Genomic DNA, 26,138 nt, shown 5'->3' on the forward strand with positions numbered 1-26,138 from the left:
GGAGAAGGACGAATGGCTGAAACGATCAACATTTCCGTGCGCTCTCTGGTTGAATATGTGTTTCGCAGGGGGAGTATTGAGTCCGGTTTTCGGACAAGCACTGCGCTGGTTGAAGGTACGAAGGCACACCAAAAATTGCAGAAACAATATGGCGAAACGGATCAGCATGAAGTGTATGTTTCCGCTGAAATTGCTTGCCGGGAGCTCCTATTCGTGATTGACGGGCGGTGCGACGGTCTTCTTCAAGATGCGGACGGCGGCCCAGTGACGGTGGATGAGATCAAGTCTACCTCCTCGGACATAAATGAGATCCAAGAAGACTCGTACCCCGTGCATTGGGCGCAAGCGATGTGCTATGCCTATATGGTAGCCAAAGATCGCGGGCTTCATCATATGCGGGTTCAACTTACTTATATGCAGGTGGAGACGGAAGATACGCGCCGATTCGTGAAGGAAGCTTCGTTTAGTGAGTTAGAAGTGTTCGTGCATGACGTGGTAGAGCGGTATTACCCCTATGCACAGGCGATTTATGAGCATGAGCAGCGAAGGAATCGCAGCATCAAGGAGCTGGCATTTCCATTTCCAGCGTATCGCGAAGGCCAGCGGAAACTGGCAGGAGCGGTGTACAAAACGATCAGCGAAGGGCGCAAGCTGTTCGCCAAAGCACCGACCGGTATCGGGAAGACAATGTCGACCTTGTTTCCGTCGGTGAAAGCGATTGGCGAGGGGCTGCTGCAGCGGATTTTTTATTTGACGGCAAAGACCATCACCCGCACGGCAGCAGAGGAAGCGTATGGCCTGCTTCAGGCACATGGTCTTCAGCTTCATGTCGTGACCATCACGGCGAAGGAGAAGGTGTGTCTGAAGGACGAAGTCCGCTGCACCAAGGAGCACTGCGAATTCGCCGATGGTTATTACGACCGAATTAACGGCGCTGTGCTCGATCTTCTTCAATCGGAGACGATTATGACGCGCACGGTCATTGAGTCATATGCTCGGAAGCATCGTGTTTGTCCCTTTGAGTTTTCCCTTGATGTCGCTTATGCCGCGGATGCGGTCATTTGCGATTACAATTACATTTTTGACCCGCGTGTCAATTTAAAAAGGCTGTTCGAGGAGCAGAGGCGGTACACGACTTTGCTTGTGGATGAAGCGCACAATTTGATTGACCGGGCGCGCGAGATGTACAGCAGCACGCTCTCCAAATCTGGGTTTCTTGCGCTGCAGCGGGAGTTCAAAGGCGTTCGCGCGGATTTGCACGATGCGGCTAAGGCCATCAACCAATATTTCATTACGCTTCGCAAAAGAATCGGAGACCGCCAGATGCTGGTAGAACCGGAGCTGCCGGAGGATCTCTTGGCGCTGCTCGATGGTTTCCTTGCAAGCGCTGAAAAGGAGCTGGCTGCAAGCGGTGGAAGCCCTGCGAGCCCGCTGCTCCTGGAGACTTACTTCGCAGCCCACAATTTCGTCCGTATAGCCAAGCTGTACGATGAACGCTATATGACATTGTTCACGTCTGATCGTAACGAAGTCAGTGTGAAGCTCTTCTGCCTGGATCCCTCCCATCTGCTCCGGCAGATGGGGAAAGGCTATCGCTCGCATGTGTTCTTCTCGGCGACCCTTTCGCCGCTGTCCTTTTTCATGGACACGCTGGGAGCGGGCGAGGAGGATTACTCTGTGAGCGTGCCTTCGCCTTTTGCCAAGGAACAGCTGGAGGTTTTCGTCCAGCCGCTGTCGACCCGGTATCAGGATCGCGAACGAAGCCGGGAGGCGATTGCCCGTTCGATTTATCAGATGGTGACCCGTCGTTCTGGCAACTATTTCGTGTTTTTCCCCTCGTATGCGTATATGAGCAGTGTCTATGAGGCTTTTACGGATCTTGTAGGTGAGCAGGGAGAGGATAGTCAGCTGCGCGTCCTGGTTCAGACGGTTCAGATGCCGGAAGAGGAGCGGGAGCAGTACTTGGCCGAGTTTCAAGCGGGACGTGATGGGACGCTGGTAGGCTTTGCCGTGATGGGCGGCATCTTCTCGGAGGGCATCGATTTGGTCGGCGAGCGGCTGACCGGCGTGGCGGTTGTTGGTGTAGGGCTGCCGCAGCTCGGGCCTGAGCGCAATCTGATCAAGGCCTACCTCGAAGACACAGGCAAAAACGGCTACGAATACGCCTACGTTTTCCCCGGCATGAACAAAGTTCAGCAGGCAGGCGGTCGGCTCATCCGCTCCGAAACGGATCACGGCGTGCTGCTGCTGATTGACGACCGGTACCTGCAGCCGCTGTATCAGCGATTGCTGCCGGAGGAGTGGCGTGATTATACGGTGCTGCGGTAGGATGGGAACTACAAAAGGAATAGGTGATCCGGCGGTTTGCCCATAAAAAAAGGCTATCCTCAAGCAAAAGAATCTGCTCAAGGATAGCTCTTTTTTTATAAGGACATCCGGTAAATGTTAACGACATCTTCGCGCGTCAACTTCTTGAAGTTCCCGAAATCGCCGTACACCATGGCTTTGTCAGCCATCAGCTCGATCGTGGAATCGTCGATGTCGTAATCCGCCAGGCGACTTGGCGCGCCGATGGAGTTAAGGAACCCGCGAAGCTCCGCGATACCTTCCTCGGCTACTTGGCGGTCCGTTTTACCGGTGGTTGTAACGCCAAAGACGCGCTGCGCGAACTGCTTGTACCGCGCTACATTGGTATCCAGCGTGTAGCTCATCCAGTTCGGGAATAGGATGGCAAGACCTCCGCCGTGCGGGATATCATGAACGGCTGACACCGCATGCTCGAGATTGTGCGTCGCCCAGTCGCCGCGAACTCCCATGCTAAGCGTCCCGTTCAGCGCCATCGTGCCGCTGTACAGAATCGTCGCACGATTCTCCAGATCCGTGAGATCCTGCAGCAAGCGAGGCGCCGTATCGATCACGGTGCGAAGAATCGTTTCACAAAAGCCATCTTGAAGAAGTGTATTATCGACATGATGGAAATATTGCTCAAAGACGTGTGACATGATATCAACCATACCATATACGGTTTGATTTTCAGGCAAGGAAGTTGTGTGGGCAGGATCCAGGATTGAAAATTTCGGGAAGGAGAAGGGGCTGCCCCAACCGAGCTTCTCTTTGGTCTCCCAATTTGTAATCACAGAGCCGGAGTTCATTTCCGAGCCCGTTGCGGCAATCGTCAGTACGGTGCCTAGTGGCAGCGCCCCCGTTGCGGATGCTTTACGCGTAACGATATCCCAGAAGTTGCCCTCATATTTGGCGCCGACGGCAATCGCTTTGGCACAGTCGATTACGCTGCCTCCACCTACGGCGAGGATTAGGTCGATGTTCTGAGTGCGGCACATTTCCACACCGCGGTGGACGGTTGTAAGTCTTGGGTTAGGCTCAACACCGCTCAGCTCGAAAATTGAAGCATCGATGCCTTTCAGCAGGTGAACAACTTGGGTGTAGATGCCGTTCAGTTTAATGCTTCCACCGCCATATACGAGCAGCACGTTCTTGCCGTATTTGGGTACCTCCGCAGTTAATTTCTCGAGTGTCCCCTGTCCGAAATGCAGCGTGGTTGGATTATAATAAGTAAATGTATTCATCGAATTACCTCCTCGAGATCATCTATATGTAGTCTTACCCCTATATTGTATAGAAAGAAACAGCAAAAAACAAAATTAGAAGGACGAAGGCGCAGAGCCGATTCTAGTTGGATCAACACCATAATAGGAGGAATGATCATGGCAACATTAACACCATACTTTATAGCAGAAATGCAAGAGAGCAGTCGGACTTTTATGTAAAAGCGTTTGGGGGCGAAGTCGTCAGCCTGCGTACGTTCAGAGATATGCCGGGGGCCGACGAGTCTATGAAGGATCGCGTGCTTCATTTGGAGCTTCAAGCGCTGGGCTTACGCTTTTTCATGGCGGATGCAGGTACGGAATCGGTAGATAGAGGCAAGGGGTTGGATTTGACGTTGGAATTTAAAGGTGAAGAGGAGGCGAGACGTATTTTTGAAGCGTTATCCCAGGGTGGCCATGTGATCATGCCCTTTGAGCGCATGTTTTGGGGTACGATGTTCGGTCGCCTTGAAGACCCGTTCGGTGTGATTTGGCAGATTTCTACGGAGGCATAAGGCTTGAGTTGAGCCCCTCTACGTCCACGGACCGATTCGTTCCCGTTTATATTCCGTTTAAAATACAGGTGTATGATTCATTTTGCAAAGAGATACTGGAAAGCAAAGAATCATTCAGATGACGGATGTATATTCGATTGGGTAAAGGAGTAGAGATACATGGCAGTTACAAGGAAAGAAGCGCCACAGAGCGCAAGCAATTGGCGGGGATTCATCCGCTTGATCATGCAGGCGAATCCACCCAAGCTTCTTCTAGGCATAGCATTAGGATTAAGCATTATTTCAACATTGGCAGGACTTGTGATACCGCTATTTACGAAAAATGTGGTCGACAGCTTTTCGCTCGACAACTTGAATTGGATGCAGATTAGTGGCATGGCGATCGCTTTTGTCGGTTCGGCGGTTGCCTCCGGCGTCTCGGTTTATTTATTGAATCACGCGGGTCAAAGCGTAGTGGCCGGCATTCGTGAGCGACTATGGAAAAAGCTCCTCGTGCTGCCGGTTCGTTATTACGATAACAATCAGACGGGGGATACGATTTCCCGGATGACCAATGATACGGCTGTGATTAAAGGGCTAATCGCCGAGCATATGTCAGGGTTCGTGACAGGTATTATTTCAATAATTGGTTCTATTGCGGTGCTCTTGTATATGGATTGGAAAATGACGCTTATCATGTTCAGTGTATTCCCGATAGCCTTCCTCATCCTATTTCCACTGGGCCGGCAAATGTTCAAAATCTCCAAGGGCATGCAGGCTGAGACAGCAAGTTTTACATCTGTGCTCAATCGTGTCCTTTCCGAAATCCGCTTGGTGAAAGCGGCCAATGCTGAACCTGTAGAGTACCAGGAAGGCAGCTCAGGGATTCAAAGGCTTTTTAAATTTGGACTTCGCGAAGGTAAGATTCAAGCATTAATGGCGCCGCTTGTAACGTTTGTTATGCTGATGTTGTTTGTTGTTCTGTTCGGTTATGGCGGTATGCGAGTGGCTTCAGGCGCGATAACCGCAGGTCAATTGGTGGCGTTCATGCTCTATTTATTCCAAATTGTCATGCCGATTACGCAGATCACACAGTTTTTCAATCAGGCTCAAAAAGCGATGGGAGCAACGGATACCATTCTCAAAGTGTTGGATTATGAAGAAGAAAATCCGCATGCAGGAGTGCCCGTAGCGAACGCTTCACAGTCGATTCATTTCGATCAAGTGACCTATGGCTACAAAGAAGGGGAGTCTGTCCTGAAAAATGTCAGTTTCACGATGGAAGCTGGCAAAGTGACGGCCATCGTAGGACCGAGCGGAAGCGGGAAGACGACGACGTTCTCCCTGCTCGAGAGGTTCTATACGCCGCAGAAGGGCTCGGTTACCTTAGGGTCCGATCCGATCGATCAGTTCTCGCTTGTTTCCTGGCGCAGCCAGATCGGCTATGTTTCACAAGAGAGTCCACTGATTGCGGGCACGATCCGGGATAATATTTGTTATGGCTTGCAGCGTGAAGTGACGCTGGAAGAGTTGAAGCGGGCTTCGCAGATGGCCTATGCGGATACGTTTATTGAGGAGCTGCCGCAACAGTATGAAACGGAAGTCGGCGAGCGCGGCATCAAGCTGTCTGGCGGACAGCGGCAGCGGATTGCGATTGCGCGAGCTTTGCTGCGCGATCCGAAGATTTTGATGCTGGACGAAGCGACATCCAGTTTGGACAGCAAGTCCGAGGTTGTGGTGCAGCAGGCGCTGCAAAATCTGATGCAGGGAAGGACGACGCTGGTCATCGCGCACCGCTTATCGACGGTGGTGGATGCCGACCAGATTATCTTCCTGGACAAAGGCGTGGTGACCGGCAGCGGAACGCATCAGGAACTGCTGGAGTCGCATGACATGTACCGCGAGTTTGCTACGCAGCAGCTTCAGCTGCGGGAGCAGCTCTCCGCGGATTCAGGTTTCGTGCCTGAGGAGGCTCCTTCACATCGGTAATTGTACAGGGTAACTGCAGCGCGGGCTGCAGAGTAGGTCTACAATAAGGACTGTTTCAAAAGCAGATTAATCTGCGATTGAGATAGTCCTTTTTGTAGTTGAGGGCATGTTGCAGACGAGAGCATGGCAACTCAGCGGGAACTACAGGGCGCTATTTGAGCTAAATCCGCTGGATTCAGGTCTGAACGGAACCACAGGCTCTTATTTGGGCCTAAAACCTTACATTTCAATTGAAATGGGGGAAATAGAGGGCCGTAGTTCCCCTTCACCCAGGAAACGGGTTCATTCACACGGAATAGAGGACCGTAGTTCCTCATCTTTGATTTTAAAGAAGCTCAAGGTTTCTTTTCATCAAAGCAGCGATATTCCTTTCATTCTCCCGATTGAAAGCTTCCAATCTCTGAATGACGAGTTCTTGGCGCTGAACGGGATGATTTTGGCTTAATTTGGCCTTACCCTCCATGTTCGATATGTGGATTTTAAAGCCTTGAATGCCTTTGCTTAATCCGGACAAGTAGGCGGAGTCTACGGATTCTAAATCATAGGGGCTATCGGGCTCCTCATATTTTTCAATCAAGCTCTTCATGGAGGACATCACTTCATCCTCATCGTCGATGAGCTCGGCTTGCCCGTATACGTGAACAGCCACGTAATTCCATGTCGGAACGGAATCGCTGGTTTCGTACCAGGAGGGGGAGATGTAGCTGTGCGGCCCTTGAAAGATGACCAGAACCTCCTGCTGCTGAAGATCTCTCCACTGTGGATTCGGACGAGCAACATGTCCATACAAGCATTTGTTGGTGCGATCAAGAGTAAGCGGCAAGTGGGTTGCCATCGGGTGGCCGTCATGCTGGGAAACCAGGGTCGCAAAGCCATTTTGTTCGATAACCGTGTACATGAGTTCGTCATCTTTTATTTTAAAATAGGAAGGGATGTACATGTTGCTTTTCACCTGCTTCTTTAAATTTAACGGTATTGTAACAAGGGAAATGGGCTAAATATAGTGCCAATTTTGATGGGAAATAGTGTGCCACTATACAAAAGGAGGAAGAGTGCTGTTGTCGAATAAGTAAAGTAGCATTCAAATGATGATCTGGAGGGATACGCATTAATGGATAAAGTGCGTTGGGGAATTATTGGTTGTGGAGATGTGACCGAAATTAAAAGCGGGCCGGCCCTCCAAAAAGTGGCGGGTTCTGAACTTGTGGCCGTCATGCGGCGCAATGGCGCGTTAGCGGAAGATTACGCGAGAAGACACGGCGTTGCTAAATGGTATGATGACGCGAATGCGCTTATTCATGATCCGGATGTCAATGCCATATATGTCGCCACGCCGCCTGGTTTTCATCATGAATATACGTTGATGGCGGCTAAAGCAGGGAAGCCGGTTTATGTGGAAAAGCCCATGGCTAGGAATCACGGGGAGTGTCTGGAGATGATCGACGCGTGTGAAGTGGCTGGGGTACCTCTTTTTGTTGCTTATTATCGCCGGGGTTTGCCAAAGTTTATTCAAATTAAAGAACTGCTGGATAGCGGTGTTCTAGGGGAAATCCGGTTCGTCCATACGACTTATCTACAAATGCTCAGAGAAGACCAGGGTCAGGATCTTCCGTGGCGGTTGCAGCCTGAGCTTTCCGGAGGCGGGCTTTTCGTCGATTTAGCCAGTCATACGCTGGATATTTTGGACTATTTGCTAGGGCCGATTGGCGAGGTCAAAGGTTTTGCTCGCAATCAGAGCGGTCAACTGCAAGTCGAAGATATCGTGACAACGGCGTATGCGTTTGAATCAGGCGTGATGGGGACGGGGATTTGGAGCTTTAACAGCTTCAAGCGCAGCGATGCGAACGAGATTGTTGGAAGTCTCGGCAAAGTCATTTTTTCAACATTTGGCGGGGATCTTCGTTTGGAGACAGCGGACGGTCAAGTGCAGGAGTTTACGATTCCGAATCCGGCCCATGTGCAACAGCCTTTAATCGGGATGGTAGTGGATGAGCTTAGAGGTGTGGGGAAAAGCCCAAGTACAGGACAGACGGCCGCGCGGACAAATCGGGTTATGGATGAGCTGCTTCACGACTTTTATCGCCAAAATCAGCAGTAATCTCGTCCATATATTAACAGAATGGATAAAACGATTGACGGAAACACGCGAGCCAATTAAACTATGGTAAATTAGAATCACAGCTTGGATGCCAAACAGCGCCTACATACTTTGCCGAGCAAAAGCGTTAAAGTGGTGAGCGGGCAATGGGTTCAAGTCAACCAAAAGGGAAAAAAGAGAGGGGTAATTAGGTTGAAAAAGAAAGCACTTGCATCACTTGTATTATCAGCAGCTCTTATGGTCGTAGCCGGTTGTGGTCAAAAAACAGAGACAACGCCTGCAGCAGGCGGCGCATCAACAGCTCCAGCAGCAACGGCAGCTGCGGCAAAAACGTACAAAATCGCGATTTCGCAAATTGTGGAACATCCATCTTTGGATGCAACTCGTCAGGGCTTTTTGGCAGCGCTTAAAGACGCTGGAATCGTAGAAGGCACGAACCTGAAGGTTGACTACAACAATGCGCAAGGGGATCAAACGAACAATTTATCCATCGCGCAAAAAATTGCTTCCGGAGACAATGACCTGGTGCTAGGTATCGCAACACCATCCGCTCAAGCGGTTGTACAGCAAGTGAAAAAAGCTCCGGTTCTATTTGCGGCTGTTACGGACCCGGTTGCAGCTAAAATCGTAACAAATGTAGACAAACCAGGCGGTACGGTTTCCGGAGCATCGGACACGAACCCAATGGCGGTCGCACAATTGATGGATTTCGTTGCGGCTAACATGCCTAAAGTGAAAACAGTCGGTCTTGTTATCAACGAAGGTGAGCCGAACGCCGTGATCATGGCGAAAAATGCTGAGCAAGCTTTGGCGAAAAACAACATCAAACTCATAAAAGCGCCAGTAACGAATACATCCGAAGTAAAACAAGCTGCTCAATCCCTAGTTGGACGCGCAGACGCATTTTTGATTACACTCGACAACACCGTTGTTAGTGGTGTAGATGGCATCATTCAAATTGCTAACGAAAAGCACATTCCGTTCTTCTCCAGTGACCGCGATACCGTGGAAAAAGGAGCATTTGCAACGGTTGGCTTCAAATACTACGATCATGGTTATCAAGTTGGTCAAATGGCTGTTGATATTTTGAAAAATGGGAAGAAAACAGCGGACATGAAAGTAACTGTTCCTGATAAGCTCGATCTGATCTTGAACCTGAAAGCAGCTAAGGCGCAAGGCGTTGAAGTAACGGATGCTATGAAAAATGCTGTAAAAGACAAAGAGAAAAACATTATCCAGTAAGGTTTGGTTTGGGATACAAAAGGGGTGGACGTCACTTTCGTTCATCTCTTTTTTTCTCTCGTCTGACCTGAGGTTAGGCATTGTTTATTTTAAACTAGGAGGTTGTTTCAACATGATGGATTCCATGAGCGGTGCTGTCGAACTGGGCCTTCTTTATGCCCTGATGGCACTTGGTGTCTACATCACTTTTCGCATTCTCGATTTCCCTGACTTGACCGTGGACGGGAGTTTCACGACGGGTGGCGCGATTGCGGCGATTATGATTTCACACGGATATTCTCCGCTGCTCGCTTGTTTGGCTGCTTTTGCAGGGGGACTAGCTGCCGGGGCTTGTACGGGATTGCTTCATACGAAGGGGAAAATTAACGGGCTTTTGTCCGGTATTTTGATGATGATTGCCTTGTATTCGATTAATATGCGGATTATGGGCAAACCGAACATTTCACTGCTTGGTGCAGATACCATGTTCACGTCCATCTCTCCGATTGCGGTGGGATTCATTGTTGTGATTTTGTTTAAATTGCTGATGGACGGGTTTCTGCATACTGATTTGGGACTGTCTCTGCGTGCAACGGGCGATAATGCCCGCATGATTCGCAGTTTTGGGGCAAATACAGACAATACCACAATTCTTGGTGTCAGCTTATCTAATGGATTAGTAGCGCTTTCCGGTGCCATGATTGCTCAACAATCCGGATTCGCCGATATTTCCATGGGCATCGGGATGATTGTTATTGGTTTGGCTTCGGTCATTATCGGGGAAGCGATCTTTGGTTCCCAGAGCGTGTTCCGAGCGACACTTGCGGCTGTTCTTGGCTCCATTGTGTACCGTATCGTGGTCGCTTTGGCACTGCGCGTGGAGTGGCTCAATGCTTCTGATTTAAAATTGATTACTGCAATTATCGTTATCATCGCCCTGGTGCTGCCATCCGTGCAGCGGTCTATCCGGCAAAAAGCAACCGCCAAACGGCGCTCCGCTGAGCTCATCGCCCACGCCGTTCAAATGAATAAGGGAGGTGGACGCTGATGCTGAAGCTTTCGAATGTTTCCAAGTTATTTAACCCTGGTTCAGCTGATGAGAAAATCGCGCTGATCGGCATTAATTTAACCCTGAAGCCCGGCGACTTCGTCACGGTCATCGGCAGTAACGGCGCCGGCAAATCGACGCTGATGAACATCATCTCCGGCGTGATGACGCCGGATGCCGGCGAGGTGGCGATCAGCGGTGAGACGATTCACCACCTACCCGAGTACGAGCGCAGCCGCTGGATCGGCCGCGTCTTTCAAGATCCCATGGCGGGGACCGCTCCTCGAATGACCATCGAGGAGAATCTCGCCATGGCGTATACCCGCGGCAAGAAGCGCGGGCTTAGCTTCGGCACCAACGCGCGGAGACGCGCGTTGTTCCTGGAACAGCTGCAGCGCCTGGGCATCGGCTTGGAGAACCGCTTGCGCGCGAAGGTGGGGCTGCTCTCCGGCGGAGAGCGCCAAGCCCTCAGCTTGCTGATGGCGACCTTCACCCAGCCGCAGATTCTGCTGCTGGATGAGCATACCGCCGCGCTCGACCCTGCGCGGGCGGAGCTGATTACACGATTGACCGAGGAAATCGTGCGCGAAATGAAGCTGACCACGCTGATGGTCACGCATAACATGGAGCAGGCGATTCGTCTAGGCAACCGCCTGATCATGATGGACAAGGGCCGCATCATCCTCGATGTGAGCGAGGAGCGGAAAAAGGACCTCACAGTGGAGCAGCTGCTCGGTGAGTTCGAAAACATCAGCGGCAGCAAGCTGTCGGATGACCGCGTGGTGCTGGGTTAATAAGAGAAGCCTTCAGTCTAGGGAGTTTTCCTTGGCTGAAGGCTTTTTTGTTTGGGTAGCATGGCTGGTGCGAGAAGAGGGAGTTAAGCAAGTTAAAATTGTTAATCCGTGCTGTGCAACCGATGTAGGAATAGCTACTCCAAGTGACAAAGACGCAGCAAATGTGCTTATTTAGAGGGAATGGTGCGAGAAAGGGAAGTTAAACAAGTTAAAATGAATCGGAGCTGATCCATCGATATGAAGTCAGTTGATTCATAAGTGCAGGCTGCTCGTTCCTGTTCTAGCGAATGTGCAAATGCGTGCCATCGCTTGATTGCACTTAATACAATCAAATACGCCTAATAATGCTGCTAGAGCATGCTATATTGCAATTTATACAACCATTTGCTTTATAAAGATGGCTATACAGCCCGTTTTGGCGAAATCATTGTATTTTATACAATGAAGAGTGGCTGCAGTGCATAAAATCCACCAAATCGTTGCATAAAGTACAACGTAGCCCCACATCCAAGAGCCAACAAAGCCAAAAAGGCTCTCTCAGCACCGGAAGTAATCAAATACGCAGCTGAGAAGTCTTAAAAAGCCCTCTCACGACAAAAAGTCCCCACCTTACTGTGTGACACACAGCAAAGGTAAGGACTTTTCATTAATTATTTAGCCGCTTTAGGGCTAATCACTGCTGCAATCGCAGCAGGCGATTCTTTCTCGATAGGACGTTTGCCGACGAACAAGCTGAGAGGCAGTGCAACTAACACGATGAACGTAGCCAGTAGATACACATCGTTCACGCTCATTGTGAAAGACTGCATGCCGATAACGGCTTTATCCGTGATCCCGCTGGTTGCGAGGTCTTGGGAATGAATTGCGGTTTGTGACGCTAGAACAGAAGTGAACAGTGCGATAGCGAAAGAACCAAAAACGTTGCGCACCCAGTTGCTCATGGATGTTGCATGACCGGACAGCGTGCGCGGAATTTGCTCCATACCGGCGTTGCTGGCTGGCATCGTCGCAAAAGCGATCCCCACGTTACGTACGATCATCCAAAATAAGATATAACCGCGGGAAACGTCGACACTTAACCAGCTAAGTGTTAATGTGCCTACCGCAATCAAGGAAATTCCGACAAACAGAAGAATGCGCGGACCCAAAATGCTATATAGTTTACCTACAAGCGGCATACAGAGCGCCATCGCCAGGGAAGCCGGGAGCAGGATTAAGCCAGTATCGAGTGGCGTTACATGCTGAATATTTTGCAGAAAAATAGGTGTCAGGAAAGTTCCCGAGTATAAGCTGATGGTAACAATACTAGAAATGATAAGTGTCAAAGAGTAGCGCGCATTAGCCAAGACACGTACGTTCAGCAAAGGAGAATCGGCTTTCAGCTCCCTCCAGATGAAGAGGCCAAGCATTAAGATACCTCCTGCGAATAATCCGATGACGCGACCTGATGTCCAACCCCAAGCATGACCTTGAGAGAAAGCAACGAGCAAAGAGAGACTTCCAAGGACGACGGTGATTAAACCGATCGCATCGAACCTTTTTGGCACAGAAAGACGGTAGAAGGGAATTAGCTTGATAACGAGAAAAATAGCAATAAGTCCAACAGGTACATTAAGAAGGAATAACCAGTGCCAGCTCCAATTCTGCAGAAGCCAGCCGCTCAAAGTCGGCCCGATGGCAGGAGCCATCATAGCGGATAACGACCATAGGGAAATCGCAATAGGCTGCTTGTCGCGAGGAATGACCTGATACACGATTGTCATCGTCGCCGGCATGATGAGCCCGCTGAAAGCCCCTTGGATAATACGGAAAGCAATGAGGGAAGAAGCATCCCAAGCAATTGCACATAGTAATGAAAAGACAGTAAAGCCCACAAGAGCTAAAGCATACAATCGCTTATAACTGAATCGCTCACCTAAGTAACCGGTAATAGGAGCAATTGTACCACTCGCCAGCATAAATCCGGTGATGGTCCATTGGATTTTACTCAAATCAGCATGGAAATGTTCACTCAAAATCGGTATAGCAATGTTAATTGTGCTCATACTTAAGATCGAAACGAAAGATCCGAAGAAGATGGCAATCATAATCGGCCAGAAACGAACTTGCTGTAAATCATCCTTACTCACTTGATACCTCCACACTCCATTGATCTTACTCGCCGGATTCTCTATAATTTGAATGAAAATCATCATACTACCAAAGATGACATATGTCAATTATGACATAACAAGGAGTTCCTATGAATACCCTTTCCTATGGATTGCTCAGCCTGCTATCTAAAGATTCTCGAACGGGCTATGAGCTTATGCAGCATATTCAGCCGTTTTGGCCAGCAAAGCATAGTCAAATATACCCACTCCTTGCTCAGCTAGAGCAGAAGGGGTATGTTGAATTTGTACACGTTATGCAGTCAGATAAGCCGGATAAAAAAGTATATTCATTAACAGAAGTCGGATTACAAGCACTTCAGGAGTGGATTGGGCTGCCTACAGACCCACCGGTGACTCGTGATGAATTTGCGTTGAAAGTATACTGCATTGGCCTTGTAAACAAAGAAGAAGCCCTGAAAATGCTGCTTGAGCGCGCGAGTTATTATAAAGGGAAGCAAGAGCGGTTTATGGAGACCTTGGAGAAGGTCAAAGGACAAAGTGCGAAGCCGCTTGAGGAATTAGAGTTTCATGACCCTATGTTCGCTAATTATGTTCTCGTAAAAAAAGCTATGCTCAAAGTAGAGGCAGACCTGCACTGGTGCGAGTGGATGAAATCGAAGCTGAAATCATAAATTGACGCTTTGCTGTTAGAACCAGGAAAGCCCGATAACGGGCTTTATTTGTTGCAGATCATAACGTTGATAGGCTGGATCTTAGTGACCAAGCTCTTGAATGACGGTTTGAATCTTCTGAAGGCGGATATATTCCGATTTTTCCAGTTGGGGACGGAAATAGGCGTATAAGTACGCCGCGTCATGGAAGTCCAGGCCGGGGTAGCACACGACCTCTTGGACTACCTGCGGGTTATCCATAATAACCTGCCATTCTCCCGTGCGTTCCGGCGGTGATATGGTCGTCAGGACGTGCTTTTTCGCTGCTAAGGTAGCCCCCAGCTCGGCCCAAATGCGTTCCCACGACGGGCTGAATTGTACCGGCTCCGGAAAGAGGCGGCCAGCTTTTGCGAGTGCCTGCTCCAGGCTAGGGATGTCCGCATCTGCGGCAGCTTTAATAGCCTCGGTTAAGCCGTCCAGCAGGCGGCGAAAGCCGGCATAACCCTCCGCACATACCTCTTGCTGATAAGCAGCTTCGGCTTCAGTGCTTTGAAGCATGGCAAACTCGGTATACGCGTTCGTTATCATACGGTGAGGTCCCCCCAAAACATACTTTCTCCAAAATGTATCACACTTTTTTTGCCAAAAAAAGCCCTTACATAGTAATAGACCTTCATTGGTTTAAATTCAGTTTATAAAAGTGCTTTATGCTAAAATAAGTGAAAATTAGACCTAACATGAAGCGAGGTTGGATATAAAATGGCTCCAATCCTGATCGTAGATGATGATCCTTATATTCGTGAGCTGGTCCGCGTCTTTATGCTGAACGAAGGCTTCGAGGTGGTTGAAGCTTCCGACGGCGCGGAAGCGCTCAAACTGCTGGAAACCGTCCAAGTCGACATGGTCATTATGGATATCATGATGCCGAATATGGACGGATGGGAGCTCTGCAAGGAGCTGCGGGAGCATTATGATATCCCGCTGCTCATGCTCACCGCCAAAGGCGAGACCTCGCAGAAGGTCAAAGGTTTTGAGCTGGGTACCGATGACTATCTCGTTAAGCCCTTCGAGCCTGTCGAGCTTGCGATGAGGGTCAAAGCCCTGCTGAAGCGCTATAAAATTGCTTCGTCCCAAACGGTTCAGGTCGGCGACCTCAGCATGAACAAAAAAACCTACGAGGTAACTGTCGGCTCCGAGAGCTTGACACTGCCGCTCAAAGAATTTGAGCTGCTCTACAAGCTGGCGAGTTACCCGGGAAAAACATTTTCGCGCGACCAGCTGATCGAGCAAATCTGGGGCTTCGATTATGAAGGCAACGAGCGAACCATCGATGTGCATATCAATCGGCTGCGCGAACGGTTCCCAGAAGAACGGCATTCTTTTCGCATTGCGACGATTCGGGGCTTAGGCTACCGGATGGAGGTACTGCCATCATGAACAAGAAAGTGCGGAGAAAGGACCCAAGAAGTCGTGGACAACGTGTACGTGGCACATTGTTCGCTGTAGGCTTTTTTCTGCTTATCATTTTGTACTGGCTCGCTGCTTTTTACGGTACAGAGTGGATTTACACCCATATTGATAAGCGCCCAAGCGAAGTCATCGTTCAGCTTATTAACTGTATCAGCGGCATGTTTCTGTGGGGCGTCACCATGACTTGCTTGGGCAGGTTCTTTCGCAGCGAGCAGATGAAATTTTTTAAAACCATGATTGCGGCGATCCAAAGTATGTCCAGAGGGGACTTCAATGTGTCTGTTGATAATAATCCGCACAATGGCCCCTTTGTAGAGCTGGTTGATTCCATTAACAACATGGCGGTAGAGCTGGGTCAATTGGAGAAAATGAGGCAGGAATTCATCTCTAACGTGTCGCATGAAATTCAATCCCCGCTCACTTCCATCAGCGGCTTCTCACGGGCGCTCCAGAACGAGAGCATCACGCCAGAGGAACGCAGGCATTATTTGGAAATTATTGAAGCCGAAAGCACACGCCTCTCCAAGCTAAGTGATAACTTGCTCAAATTATCGTCGTTAGAGTCACAGCATCACCCTTTTGAACCGAAAAGTTACCGGTTGGATAAGCAGATCCGCAATCATATTCTTGCCTGTGAACCGCAATGGATAGAGAAAAAAATCGAAATGGATATTGATCTGGAACCCGTTACGATATTGGCCGATGAAGATTTATTGAGTCAGGTGTGGACGAATTTAATTCATAATGCGGTCAAATTCACCCCTGTTGGCGGCACAATAGGTGTCCATGTTGAGAGCACCCGAAAAGAAGTTATTATTCGAATCTCCAATAATGGAGCTAATATTTCTGAGGAAGATTTGCCTCATATCTTTGAGCGTTTCTACAAGGCGGATAAATCGAGAAATCGAACCTCCGGGGGCAACGGATTAGGACTCTCGATTGTGAAAAAGATCATTGATATGCATGCAGGTACGATATCCGTAGAAAGTAAACCGGAGAAAAAGACGACGTTTATCGTTCGCTTCTCGTTGCAAGAGTCTTAGAAGGAGCACAAATAGAGACCTCCGCTTATCACTGATAACCGGAGGTCTCTAAGTTTCATACATCGTATTCAATTGTCCCTACACACACTCCAATCAAACCAACTTCCGTTGAAATTACGACGATAGACGATTACGGATCCTTTCCTCGAATAAACGCATGTTCACATTTACCGCTTCTGGATTCCCACATGCCCGTTGAACGTAACTCGTTCCCGCACCTTTTCTTCCGTCGTTTGAAGGAAAAGTGGGCATGTTTCGCTAACCTTGTCCATTGGACTATCCCCTTCCTAAGTTGAGAATATCCTAGCTACTCTTAGGGGTCCTTACCAGCTGTAAGGCTTGTCCTTCAAGTGAGCCTATACCAACTATAGTTCATTATTATAATATTGTAAATATTCAGAATATTTGCTAAAAAGAGATTATCGCCGAGTATTTTCGTGTTTTCTTTGATTTTCTTCGAATTGCTTAGTTTTGTAAAGGATTTGTAAATATATTATTTGCGGATATCGAACACTCTTAAGCTTGAAAAGATAAATGGCGAGAAAATCCTTTGAATCTGGTTCCTTGGTAAGTCAGTGTTCCCTGATCTCCCTCTACAATATAGCCGAACTGATCCCGTCCGACACGCAATTCTAATCTTTGGCGATCCTCAAATTCAAAGGTCGCATAATAGCTCGTATTAGCGCTCGAATCCCCGGACCCTCCGCTAACCTGCATTCTTTTGGCTACAACTCTACAGGTCAGGTTTTCGATGGGGGCTGAGTTATTGGAAGACCACGTGATAAATCCTTTGATAATGGCAAATAAAATAAAGCCGCCAATAAGCACCGCCATAATTGTAAAAATAACCATAAAAAGGTCTACACTGCCCTGATTAGGAAAGGCTCCTGTGTTGAAGCCTGTTGACATAATAATCACTCCTCAAAGTTTCGTAGTCAATTCGCGGACCTTTTTAGAGGAATCTTTTGACGAATCGATATCCGGTTTCATGAAAACCAAGCGGTTGCTGCGCTTTCCGGCTATCCCCATGGTTCTCCGAACCTGTGATCCACCACATCCCGGAGCAAGCGTGCTCTTGGGCCAGCTGCTCTGCATAGCTTTTTAGCTTATCAGCTGCTGCTTGGCTGCTGTCTGTTTCTTCAATCGATATCACGGAGACTTCGCTAAACTTCACAACGGCATCATCCGCTTGACGAATACGAAACCCTAGAGTGCCAAGTATTTGGTTCTCTTCTTCGTACACATAGAGGGATTCATCGGGATTATTACGCATAAAATGTAACCTATTTTCAATGTGCAAAGGGGAAATCATCTTGCCTGTCCGCTTGGAAACAAAATTGCTGATTTCTTTCGTATCTTGGGGGTTTGCTTCTCGAATGATATACGTCATTACGGGCCTTCTTTCTATGATCCTATGATTCTGCTAATTATACCATATATTGGAACATGAGTTCTACATTTGTATAAAAAAACCCGCCGAAGGGCGGGTAGAGCGTCAGAAGCCACGAATTACGCTTGCGCATGGATCGTGTTTAACGTCGTACGGTCGCTCGCTTGCACGAGCTTGATGAGCAGTTCTTTCGCTGCGGCATAGTCATCCACGTGAAGAATCGACGCGGAAGTATGAATATAACGCGCGCAGACACCGATCACGGCAGAAGGAATGCCGGTACCTTGCACGTGCACCAGTCCGGCATCCGTACCGCCGGCCGAAATAAAATATTGATACGGGATCTTGTGCGTCTCCGCCGTATCCAGAATGAACTCGACCATGCCGCGATGCGTGATCATCGTAGGGTCGAAAATGCGCAGCAGCGCTCCGCGCCCCAGCTGCCCAAAAGCATTGCGGTCGCCGGTCATATCCCCGGCGGCACTGGCATCCAGCGCGTAGAACAAGTCCGGCTGGATAAGATTCGCCGCCGTGCGTCCGCCGCGCACGCCAACTTCTTCCTGTACGGTAGCGCCGGCGTACAGGACATTCGGGAGCTTCGGCCCGCCGTGAAGCTCCTTCAGCAGTTCAATCGCCAGGCCTACGCCGTAGCGATTGTCCCAAGCTTTGGCCATAATCCGCTTCGGATTGGCCAGGGGTGTGAACGGGCAGATGGGAACAATCTGCTGCCCGAGCATGATGCCGATGGCGAGGGCATCGGCTTTATCTTCTGCGCCGATGTCAATGTACATCGTCTTGATGTCTGCGGGCTTGCTGCGTGCCGCCTCGTCCAGCAAGTGCACGGGCACCGAGCCGATCACGCCGATGATCGGCCCTTGCTCGGTCATGATCTGCACGCGCTGGGCGGGCAGCACTTGACTGAACCAGCCGCCGAGGGGCTGGAATTTGATGGTGCCGTGCTCGGTGATGCCGCTAACCAGGAAGCCAACCTCGTCGAAATGACCGGCAACCATGATTTTCGGACCGCCCTCGTCGCCGCGCAGGATGCCGAATAGGCTTCCGAGGCCATCTTGGACGAACTCGTTGGTGTATTTCTCCATTTCACCGCGGACAAACTTGCGGATGTCTCGTTCGAATCCAGGAGCTGCCTGGAGTTCGGTTAATGTACGAAAAAGCTCTAAAGTTTCAGTGTTCATTGGAAATCCTCACTTTTTTACATGATTAGGTAGTGCGATAACTGTTATTTTATCATAACAGAAAAATAAATGAGATTTAGGCCAAAGACAGCTTTACAAAACTAATGACATTAGTTATTATACTTATATAGATAATAAACGGGAGGCGTTCAAAATGAAGGTAACGAAAATAGGTTTTTTGTATCAGGTGTCTTTTATGCCGAGATTTTTTCCGGTAAATTGTTATTTGGTGGAGGAAGAGAATGAATTGACGCTGGTTGATGCGGCTTTGCCATTCAGTGTGAAAGGTATTCTTCAGGCCGCAGAGAGCATCGGGAAACCAATTACACGCATCGTACTTACGCACGCACATGGCGATCATATTGGCGCATTGGATGGTTTGAAAAAAGTCCTGCCGCAGGCGAAGGTGTATATTTCGCGAAGAGATGCCAAGCTGCTGGCGGGCAGCAAGGAACTGGAGGCCGGTGAGCCGAATTTACCGATCAAAGGAGACGTTCCGAAGTCGGTGCAGACGAAGCCGGATGTGTTGTTAAAAGATGGCGACTACGTAGGCTCGCTCCAAGCCATTTCGGCTCCAGGGCATACGCCGGGATCGATGGCCTTCATGGATGTGCGCAGCCGTGCATTGATTGCCGGTGACGCTTTTCAAGTTCGCGGTGGGGTGGCGGTTTCCGGTTTGATGAAGTTCTGGTTTCCATTCCCGGCGATGGCTACATGGAACAAAGAAGTGTCGCTGGAGAGCGCGCGCAAATTGAGACAACTGTCTCCAAGTCTTCTTGCAGTCGGGCACGGTGTAATGATTGAACAGCCGCTTGCGGTGATCGACCGCGCCATTGCGGAGGCAGCTCAGAAATTTCAGATGACAGCGGCAAACATTTAGATAAAAGGGACGGGACATCTATGGCGCAACGACAAGGACTAGACGCAGAAAACGTGCTGCAAGCAGCAATAGAAATGGCAGATACACAGGGGGTAGAAGGTCTGACATTAGCAGCATTAGCAGCCAAATTAAACGTAAAAACGCCATCGCTTTATAATCATATTAAAGGTTTGCCAGACCTGCGGACGCAGCTTTCCCGGCGTGGACTAATGCTCATCAAAGCCGCCATGGTCGATGCGGTAATTGGAAAAGCGAAAGATGATGCTTTGTTAGCTGTAGGTTTTGCTTACGTGGATTTTGCCCGGAAACATCCGGGTCTGTATGAGGCTATCTCCATCTTGCCTGATTATGAAGATCCGGAGTTGAAGGAGGCTGGCAACGAGGTTGTGTTTTTTTTACTGCGGATTCTTGAACCGTATGGACTCAGTGAGGAGGATGCGTTGCATGTGGTGCGCGGCTTTCGGAGTATGGTGCATGGCTTCGCGTCGCTTGAGCACAGGAATGGTTTCCGCATGGGACTCGAACGCGATGAGAGTTTGAGGCGACTGCTTAAGACGTATCTAAGGGGACTTCGGACGGCGGAGTCTTGATGGTGTACTGCAGAAAGTGCAACATAGCAAGTGACATAATGAAGCCTGACGGAAAAATTGATCCGTCAGGCTTTGCTGTTAGTTGTGTTCATTGGACCAAATCCAACGAATACAGTGGCATGAAGGCTTGATTTGTGATTCTATTGGATGAAATCCAATGAAGTCAGTTAATCAAGCTTCTATAGCACCGGATATTGCAGTCTCATTGGATTATGTCCAACCAAATGTGCAATTGGGGTTCATTATTGGTGTTTTCATTGGAAGTTGTCCAATGAAGCGGATCTGCTGCTACCTCACGTCTCCTCGGCAATCATCGACGAGTCCAGACAGACTTCCACCGGAAGCCCGGAGTCAACGAAGCCCATATCGACGGCACGCCATAAATAAAGCGAGGCGAAGCTCCGGTACGGGGACCATGCCGGGGCGATTTGCCCCAAGTAGTTGCCATCCTTGCGCTCCTCCAATTGGTGCAGCCAGCGGGCAGCGCGCTGGAGACCGGCATCACCGACGGACATGATATCCTGCCGACCCAAAGCAAAAATCATGAACATTTCTGCTGTCCAAATTCCAATGCCTTTGACACTTGTAAGCTGCTTCAAGAGCTCCTCGTTATCCAGCACATGCAAGGCGTCCAATCGCAGATCTCCGGCTATGACTTTCATGCTAAGATCGCGAATATAGCGGATCTTGGGAAAAGAGACTCCGCACTGCCGAATGGCAGTCTCATCCGTGGCGAGCACAAGCTCCGGAGTGAATTCGGGAACGATCCCTTTCACTCTGGCTTTGATGGTAGCTGCCGCTTTGGTCGATAGCTGCTGGGAGATAATTGACATCGCCAGCGATTCGAAGGGGGAGGCACTTGTTGTCAAAGTCAGCTCGCCAACAAGGCGAATAAGGCAGGCTAAACGATGGTCAGCTTCAGAAAGCGTCAGGATAGCAGGATGTTCCTTATGCAGCAGAATCGTTGTACGCAAAGAGACGGGTGAATCTTGTTCATTAGAGTTAGAGGGATCGATATCCAACATAGCCGCTTACCTCCTCAAAAGTTTAACGGGTAAATGTACGTAGGTGTCCATTCTTCAAGTATAATAGGGAGACAAAGGCTGGTAAATAGAAGGAGCAGAGCACTTCAATGACCGACGAAATGGGCAAGGATCAAGCTATTCCGCGAAGAAATGTGGGCATTTTCGCTCACGTGGACGCGGGCAAAACGACAACAACGGAACATTTGCTTTATCATAGCGGGCGAATTCGCGCCCTAGGCAGTGTAGATAGCGGCACCGCGCAAACAGATTCTATGGACGTGGAACGAGAGCGCGGCATTTCGGTGCGCAGTGCAACAACCACTTTTACATGGAAAGAAACTTCTATTAATCTGGTAGACACTCCTGGACATGTAGACTTCCTATCCGAGGTGGAGCGTTCTCTGCGCGTGATGGATGGCGCGATTTTGATTGTTTCTGCCGTTGAAGGGGTGCAGTCGCAGACTGAGATGATTTGGCATGCGCTGCAATCGCTTAAAATTCCAACCCTGCTCTATGTGAATAAAATGGACCGCGTAGGCGCGGACGCGGACAGAGTGCTGCGCGACATAGAGAAGCAGCTCACGGGCATGGCGGTGCCGATCTATGCACCGCTCGGCGTCGAAGACACGTTCCGCGGCGCGGAGAACGTGCTGATCGAGGGCGCGTCCGGCGCGCCCGGCTTCGACCTCGCGGCAGCGGTCGAAAAGCTGTCCGAGCTCGATGAGCAGCTGCTCACGAGCTACATTGAAGGCGTGCCCATCCCGGCACGCGAAGTAAAAGCAGCCCTGAAGCGCTATGCGCGGCAGGGGCGGGCCTTTCCTTTGCTTGTCGGAGCATCGAGCAAAGGGTTAGGGATCGAGGAGCTGATGGAGGCCATCCTCGATTATTTGCCCGGGCCTAGCGGCAGCGCGGAGCAGCCGCTATCGGCCGTGGTGTTCAAGGTCGAGCGGGACAAGACCATGGGGAGAATGGCGTACGTCCGCCTCTACGAGGGGGCGATCCGCAACCGGGACACCGTGCTCAATGCCACGCGGGGCGTGGAAGAGAAGGTAACCCAGATTCGCAAAATCGACGGCCGCCGCGCCGAAGATATCGGTTATGTCGCGGCCGGCGACATCGCAGCTGTCTGCGGCTTGACGCAGGTGCGGATCGGCGACGTGCTGGGCCGGCCTGATGCGGTACCGCCGGCTCCACGGCTTGCCGTGCCGCTGTTGACCGTGCAGGTGCATGCGGAGAGCGACGCGCAGTATCCTGCGCTCGTCGCAGCGCTGCAGGAGCTTACGGACGAGGATCCGCTGCTTGATCTCCAGTGGCTGCAGGAGGAACGCGAGCTGCATGTGAAGGTGATGGGCGCCATCCAGCTTGAGATTCTGACCAGTCTGCTGGCTTCGCGATTCGGGCTGCAAGCAAGGTTCGATCAGCCTTCCGTGATCTACAAAGAAACGCCTTCTCAGGCAGGTGAAGGCTTCATTGCTTATACAATGCCCAAGCCGTGCTGGGCCATACTGCGCTTCCGCATCGAACCCGGGGCGCCGGGCAGCGGACTCGTGTATTCGTCGCAGGTACGCGCCGATCAATTGCTGGCACAGTACCAGAGCGAAGTGGAGCGCCGGGTGCCGGAAGCGCTGCAACAAGGGCTATTCGGTTGGGAAGTTACCGATCTCAAGGTAACGCTCGTGGAGGGCGAACATCATGTATGGCATACGCATCCGCTTGATTTTGCTGTTGCGACACCGATGGGTCTCATGCAGGGTTTGGTGCAAACAGGGACTACGCTGCTTGAGCCGATGCTGCAAGTTCGCATTACCGTTCCAGAGGCTTACGGAGGCAAGGTGCTGAGCGATTTGGTGCAAATGCGGGCGAGTTTTGACCCGCCGCAGCTGAGCGGCGATCGGTTTGTCGTAGAAGGCCGACTGCCCGTTGCCACCTCTCTGGACTATCCGGTGAAGCTTAGTGCGATGTCCGGAGGCAGAGGGGTTATCACTTCGTCGTTCGGAGGCTACCAGCCGAGTCCGCCGGATGTGCATGCCGAGCGGAAGCGGCGAGGCGTGAATCCGCTCGATCAATCCAAATACATTTTAGCCGTGCGCAAAGCGTTATCAACATGACTTAGAATGGGCGGCTGTTCTCATTGACAGGTGGGGCAGGTGTCAGTACAATGGGAAGTAAGTTAATAACATGTGACGGAGAACAGGAGACTCACAAGGGATTGCCATTTTCATAGGAATGGGCATATCTTTTGGTGAGTTTTTTTGTTGTCATCCCCCAGGGGCGTGCACAGGAACGAGTGAACGGAGATGATGAGCTTGTCTTTGCAGGAGCAACGGATTTTACCGGCGATTCGCAAAATGAAGGATTTAGAGAAGCTGCTGAAATCCTCTTATACGTATATTGTGCTGCTGGACAGCCATATTGGACAGCTGAAAAGCATCGTTGATCTGGGACGGGCAAACGGCAAGAAGCTGCTGCTGCACGCGGATTTGATTGAAGGACTCAAAAATGACGAGTATGCGGCTGAATTTCTATGCCAAAGCATTCGTCCTGCCGGGATCATTTCTACACGGGGAACGGTCATCACGAAAACGAAACAGAATGCGCTCATCGCCATTCAGCGCCTTTTTCTTCTGGACAGCAGCGCACTCGAAAAGAGCTATACGCTTCTGGAACGAACGCAGCCAGATTACATCGAGGTCCTTCCTGGCATTATTCCGCACATTATTAAGGAAGTGAAGGAACGTTCGGGTATTCCTATTTTTGCAGGAGGACTCATTCGTTCTGTAGGCGATGTGGAGCAGGCGTTAGGAGCTGGGGCGACAGCCGTCACGACGTCGAACACAGAGCTGTGGCAGCAGTATCATCAACGATCCTAACTTTTGGAGGTAGAACAATGGCAGAAGCCTCTTCCTATATTCTTTCGCTGGATCAGGGAACGACAAGTTCCAGGGCGATTCTATTTAATCAAAAAGGGAGCATCGTGCACACGTCCCAGCAGGAATTTAAGCAGCATTTTCCGAAGCCGGGCTGGGTAGAGCATGATGCGAATGAAATATGGCTATCGATTCAAGGTGTCATAGCGGCGGTTTTGTCGGAAACCGGCATTCAGGCAGCGGAGATTGCAGGCATTGGCATCACGAATCAACGTGAAACGGCGGTTGTCTGGGATCGGCATACGGGAATGCCGGTGTATCATGCCATCGTATGGCAGTCTCGCCAGACAGCAGATATTTGCGAAGCGCTCAAGGCGCAAGGGCTTAACGATATTTTTCGCGAGCGCACAGGGCTTTTAATAGACGCTTACTTCTCAGGGACCAAAATCAAATGGATTTTGGACCACGTGGATGGCGCAAAAGAGAAAGCGGAGCGTGGCGATTTACTGTTTGGCACGATGGACACTTGGCTGATTTGGAAGCTAACCGGCGGCAAGGCGCATGTGACGGACTATTCCAACGCTTCGCGAACGCTGCTCTATAATATCCATGAGTTGAAGTGGGATGAAGAGCTGTTAGGTTATCTGGATATTCCGGCTTCCATGCTGCCTGAGGTGCGTTCTTCTTCGGAAGTGTATGGATATACGCAGGAAAATCTCTTATTCGGCTCGGCGATCCCGATTGCAGGTGCGGCGGGTGATCAGCAGGCGGCCTTGTTCGGGCAGGCTTGTTTTGAAAAAGGGATGGCCAAGAACACCTATGGCACCGGCTGTTTTATGCTGATGAACACAGGCAATCATGCGATTCCTTCGCGCAGCGGGCTTCTGACCACGATTGCTTGGGGGCTGAACGGGAAAGTGGAGTATGCGCTGGAAGGCAGTATTTTCGTAGCGGGATCTGCGATTCAGTGGCTGCGAGACGGGCTGCGGATGATCAAAATGGCGCAGGACACTGAGGTTTATGCCCAACGTGTGGAGTCGACGGACGGTGTGTATGTCGTTCCGGCTTTTGTCGGTCTGGGCACGCCCTATTGGGATAGCGACGTTCGAGGCGCGATATTCGGGTTGACGCGGGGGACATCCAAGGAACATTTTATCCGGGCAACGCTCGAATCCCTTGCTTATCAGACAAAAGATGTGCTGCAGGCGATGGAAGACGATTCCGGCATTCAGCTCACAAAGTTGCGGGTCGATGGTGGCGCCGTGAGAAACAACTTCCTTATGCAATTCCAAAGCGACATGCTAGGCGTCACGGTAGAGCGGCCGGTCATCAGTGAAACGACGGCGCTTGGCGCAGCATTTTTGGCTGGGCTGGCTGTAGGTTTTTGGCAAGATCAAGCTGAAATTGCGGCGCAATGGCAGGTGGATGAGGCATTCAAGCCCGTGATGGAAGCGGAACGTCAAGAACAATTGTACAGTGGTTGGAAAAAAGCAGTTGGAGCCGCGATGGCTTTTAAATAATTTGGTTCATGCTATGATATACTTATAACAAGTTAATAATTTGGTTGGAGACTAGGGAGAAGCCACAGCGGCCTGCACGTGATAGCGTGTTAGGTTTGTTGCGGCTTTTTATTTTTCATATACGAAGGGAGATTATTGAGATGA

23 protein-coding genes are annotated in these 26,138 nt (G+C 50.2%); 15 read left to right on the forward strand and 8 right to left on the reverse strand.

The annotated features are described in order from the left end of the window. Positions 1-12: 12 nt before the first annotated feature. The gene (locus RQP52_RS25510; protein WP_315954442.1) at positions 13-2,328 is read left to right on the forward strand and encodes an ATP-dependent DNA helicase; all 2,316 of its coding nucleotides are present in this window, start codon (positions 13-15) and stop codon (positions 2,326-2,328) included. 95 nt (positions 2,329-2,423) lie between these two features. Here the strand turns inward: RQP52_RS25510 and RQP52_RS25515 are convergent, their stop codons facing one another. After that, on the reverse strand, positions 2,424-3,587 hold the full coding sequence (locus RQP52_RS25515) for an iron-containing alcohol dehydrogenase (protein WP_315954443.1): 1,164 nt from the start codon (positions 3,585-3,587) through the stop codon (positions 2,424-2,426). A gap of 107 nt (positions 3,588-3,694) precedes the next feature. Between RQP52_RS25515 and RQP52_RS25520 the strand changes: the two genes are divergently transcribed. Next, positions 3,695-4,120 carry a VOC family protein gene (locus RQP52_RS25520; protein WP_315954444.1) on the forward strand — a complete coding sequence of 142 codons (426 nt, stop codon included), beginning with the start codon at positions 3,695-3,697 and terminating at the stop codon, positions 4,118-4,120. A 159-nt stretch (positions 4,121-4,279) separates the two neighbouring features. Continuing rightward, positions 4,280-6,088, forward strand: coding sequence for an ABC transporter ATP-binding protein (locus RQP52_RS25525; RefSeq protein ID WP_315954445.1), 1,809 nt, complete (start codon positions 4,280-4,282; stop codon positions 6,086-6,088). Between the two features lie 325 nt (positions 6,089-6,413). Here RQP52_RS25525 and RQP52_RS25530 read toward each other — a convergent pair whose 3' ends face one another. Then, complete coding sequence (locus tag RQP52_RS25530; protein ID WP_315954446.1) at positions 6,414-7,028, reverse strand: FMN-binding negative transcriptional regulator; 615 nt, start codon at positions 7,026-7,028, stop codon at positions 6,414-6,416. A gap of 171 nt (positions 7,029-7,199) precedes the next feature. Between RQP52_RS25530 and RQP52_RS25535 the strand changes: the two genes are divergently transcribed. From RQP52_RS25535 to RQP52_RS25550, 4 genes are all read left to right on the forward strand, one after another. After that, positions 7,200-8,186 (forward strand): Gfo/Idh/MocA family protein, encoded by a 987-nt coding sequence (locus tag RQP52_RS25535; protein WP_315954447.1) that lies wholly within the window; start codon positions 7,200-7,202, stop codon positions 8,184-8,186. Between the two features lie 192 nt (positions 8,187-8,378). Further along, entirely contained in the window at positions 8,379-9,428 is a 1,050-nt protein-coding gene (locus RQP52_RS25540; RefSeq protein ID WP_315954448.1) for an ABC transporter substrate-binding protein, read from the forward strand. 112 nt (positions 9,429-9,540) lie between these two features. After that, the gene (locus RQP52_RS25545; RefSeq protein ID WP_315954449.1) at positions 9,541-10,455 is read left to right on the forward strand and encodes an ABC transporter permease; all 915 of its coding nucleotides are present in this window, start codon (positions 9,541-9,543) and stop codon (positions 10,453-10,455) included. Then, positions 10,455-11,249, forward strand: coding sequence for an ABC transporter ATP-binding protein (locus RQP52_RS25550; protein WP_127453829.1), 795 nt, complete (start codon positions 10,455-10,457; stop codon positions 11,247-11,249). Before RQP52_RS25545 ends, RQP52_RS25550 begins: the two co-directional genes overlap by 1 nt. Before the next feature lie 650 nt (positions 11,250-11,899). Here RQP52_RS25550 and RQP52_RS25555 read toward each other — a convergent pair. After that, entirely contained in the window at positions 11,900-13,336 is a 1,437-nt protein-coding gene (locus RQP52_RS25555; protein ID WP_379174439.1) for a DHA2 family efflux MFS transporter permease subunit, read from the reverse strand. 155 nt (positions 13,337-13,491) lie between these two features. Here RQP52_RS25555 and RQP52_RS25560 point away from each other — a divergent pair, with 155 nt between their 5' ends. Further along, positions 13,492-14,034 carry a PadR family transcriptional regulator gene (locus RQP52_RS25560; protein WP_315954451.1) on the forward strand — a complete coding sequence of 181 codons (543 nt, stop codon included), beginning with the start codon at positions 13,492-13,494 and terminating at the stop codon, positions 14,032-14,034. Between the two features lie 81 nt (positions 14,035-14,115). Here the strand turns inward: RQP52_RS25560 and RQP52_RS25565 are convergent, their stop codons facing one another. Beyond that, on the reverse strand, positions 14,116-14,601 hold the full coding sequence (locus RQP52_RS25565) for a hypothetical protein (RefSeq protein ID WP_315954452.1): 486 nt from the start codon (positions 14,599-14,601) through the stop codon (positions 14,116-14,118). A 171-nt stretch (positions 14,602-14,772) separates the two neighbouring features. Between RQP52_RS25565 and RQP52_RS25570 the strand changes: the two genes are divergently transcribed. Beyond that, the gene (locus RQP52_RS25570; RefSeq protein ID WP_315954453.1) at positions 14,773-15,450 is read left to right on the forward strand and encodes a response regulator transcription factor; all 678 of its coding nucleotides are present in this window, start codon (positions 14,773-14,775) and stop codon (positions 15,448-15,450) included. Continuing rightward, positions 15,447-16,526: a sensor histidine kinase gene (locus tag RQP52_RS25575; RefSeq protein WP_315954454.1), complete on the forward strand. Its 1,080-nt coding sequence runs from the start codon at positions 15,447-15,449 to the stop codon at positions 16,524-16,526. Before RQP52_RS25570 ends, RQP52_RS25575 begins: the two co-directional genes overlap by 4 nt. A gap of 516 nt (positions 16,527-17,042) precedes the next feature. Here RQP52_RS25575 and RQP52_RS25580 read toward each other — a convergent pair. From RQP52_RS25580 to RQP52_RS25590, 3 genes are all read right to left on the reverse strand, one after another. Then, a complete protein-coding gene (locus tag RQP52_RS25580; RefSeq protein ID WP_315954455.1) occupies positions 17,043-17,435 on the reverse strand; it encodes a DUF2500 domain-containing protein in 393 nt (130 codons plus the stop codon). A 43-nt stretch (positions 17,436-17,478) separates the two neighbouring features. Continuing rightward, positions 17,479-17,916 (reverse strand): GNAT family N-acetyltransferase, encoded by a 438-nt coding sequence (locus RQP52_RS25585; RefSeq protein WP_315954456.1) that lies wholly within the window; start codon positions 17,914-17,916, stop codon positions 17,479-17,481. Positions 17,917-18,035: 119 nt separating this feature from the next. Further along, complete coding sequence (locus tag RQP52_RS25590) at positions 18,036-19,112, reverse strand: M42 family metallopeptidase (protein WP_315954457.1); 1,077 nt, start codon at positions 19,110-19,112, stop codon at positions 18,036-18,038. 154 nt (positions 19,113-19,266) lie between these two features. On the opposite strand from RQP52_RS25590, the gene RQP52_RS25595 reads away from it, so the two are divergent. Together RQP52_RS25595 and RQP52_RS25600 are read left to right on the forward strand one after the other, a co-directional pair. Then, the gene (locus tag RQP52_RS25595; RefSeq protein ID WP_315954458.1) at positions 19,267-19,992 is read left to right on the forward strand and encodes an MBL fold metallo-hydrolase; all 726 of its coding nucleotides are present in this window, start codon (positions 19,267-19,269) and stop codon (positions 19,990-19,992) included. A gap of 20 nt (positions 19,993-20,012) precedes the next feature. Beyond that, positions 20,013-20,582 carry a TetR/AcrR family transcriptional regulator gene (locus RQP52_RS25600; RefSeq protein WP_315954459.1) on the forward strand — a complete coding sequence of 190 codons (570 nt, stop codon included), beginning with the start codon at positions 20,013-20,015 and terminating at the stop codon, positions 20,580-20,582. Between the two features lie 293 nt (positions 20,583-20,875). On the opposite strand, the gene RQP52_RS25605 is transcribed toward RQP52_RS25600, so the two are convergent. Next, entirely contained in the window at positions 20,876-21,607 is a 732-nt protein-coding gene (locus tag RQP52_RS25605; protein ID WP_315954460.1) for a DNA-3-methyladenine glycosylase family protein, read from the reverse strand. Positions 21,608-21,714: 107 nt separating this feature from the next. Here RQP52_RS25605 and RQP52_RS25610 point away from each other — a divergent pair, with 107 nt between their 5' ends. From RQP52_RS25610 to glpK, 3 genes are all read left to right on the forward strand, one after another. Beyond that, positions 21,715-23,715, forward strand: a complete 2,001-nt coding sequence (locus RQP52_RS25610; RefSeq protein ID WP_315954461.1) for a TetM/TetW/TetO/TetS family tetracycline resistance ribosomal protection protein — start codon at positions 21,715-21,717, stop codon at positions 23,713-23,715. Positions 23,716-23,913: 198 nt separating this feature from the next. Further along, on the forward strand, positions 23,914-24,477 hold the full coding sequence (locus RQP52_RS25615) for a glycerol-3-phosphate responsive antiterminator (RefSeq protein WP_315954462.1): 564 nt from the start codon (positions 23,914-23,916) through the stop codon (positions 24,475-24,477). Between the two features lie 17 nt (positions 24,478-24,494). Next, a complete protein-coding gene (glpK, locus tag RQP52_RS25620) occupies positions 24,495-25,994 on the forward strand; it encodes a glycerol kinase GlpK (RefSeq protein ID WP_315954463.1) in 1,500 nt (499 codons plus the stop codon). Positions 25,995-26,138 lie beyond the last annotated feature (144 nt).

This window comes from Paenibacillus violae, from assembly GCF_032461945.1.
Taxonomy (GTDB): Bacteria; Bacillota; Bacilli; order Paenibacillales; family NBRC-103111; genus Paenibacillus_E; species Paenibacillus_E violae.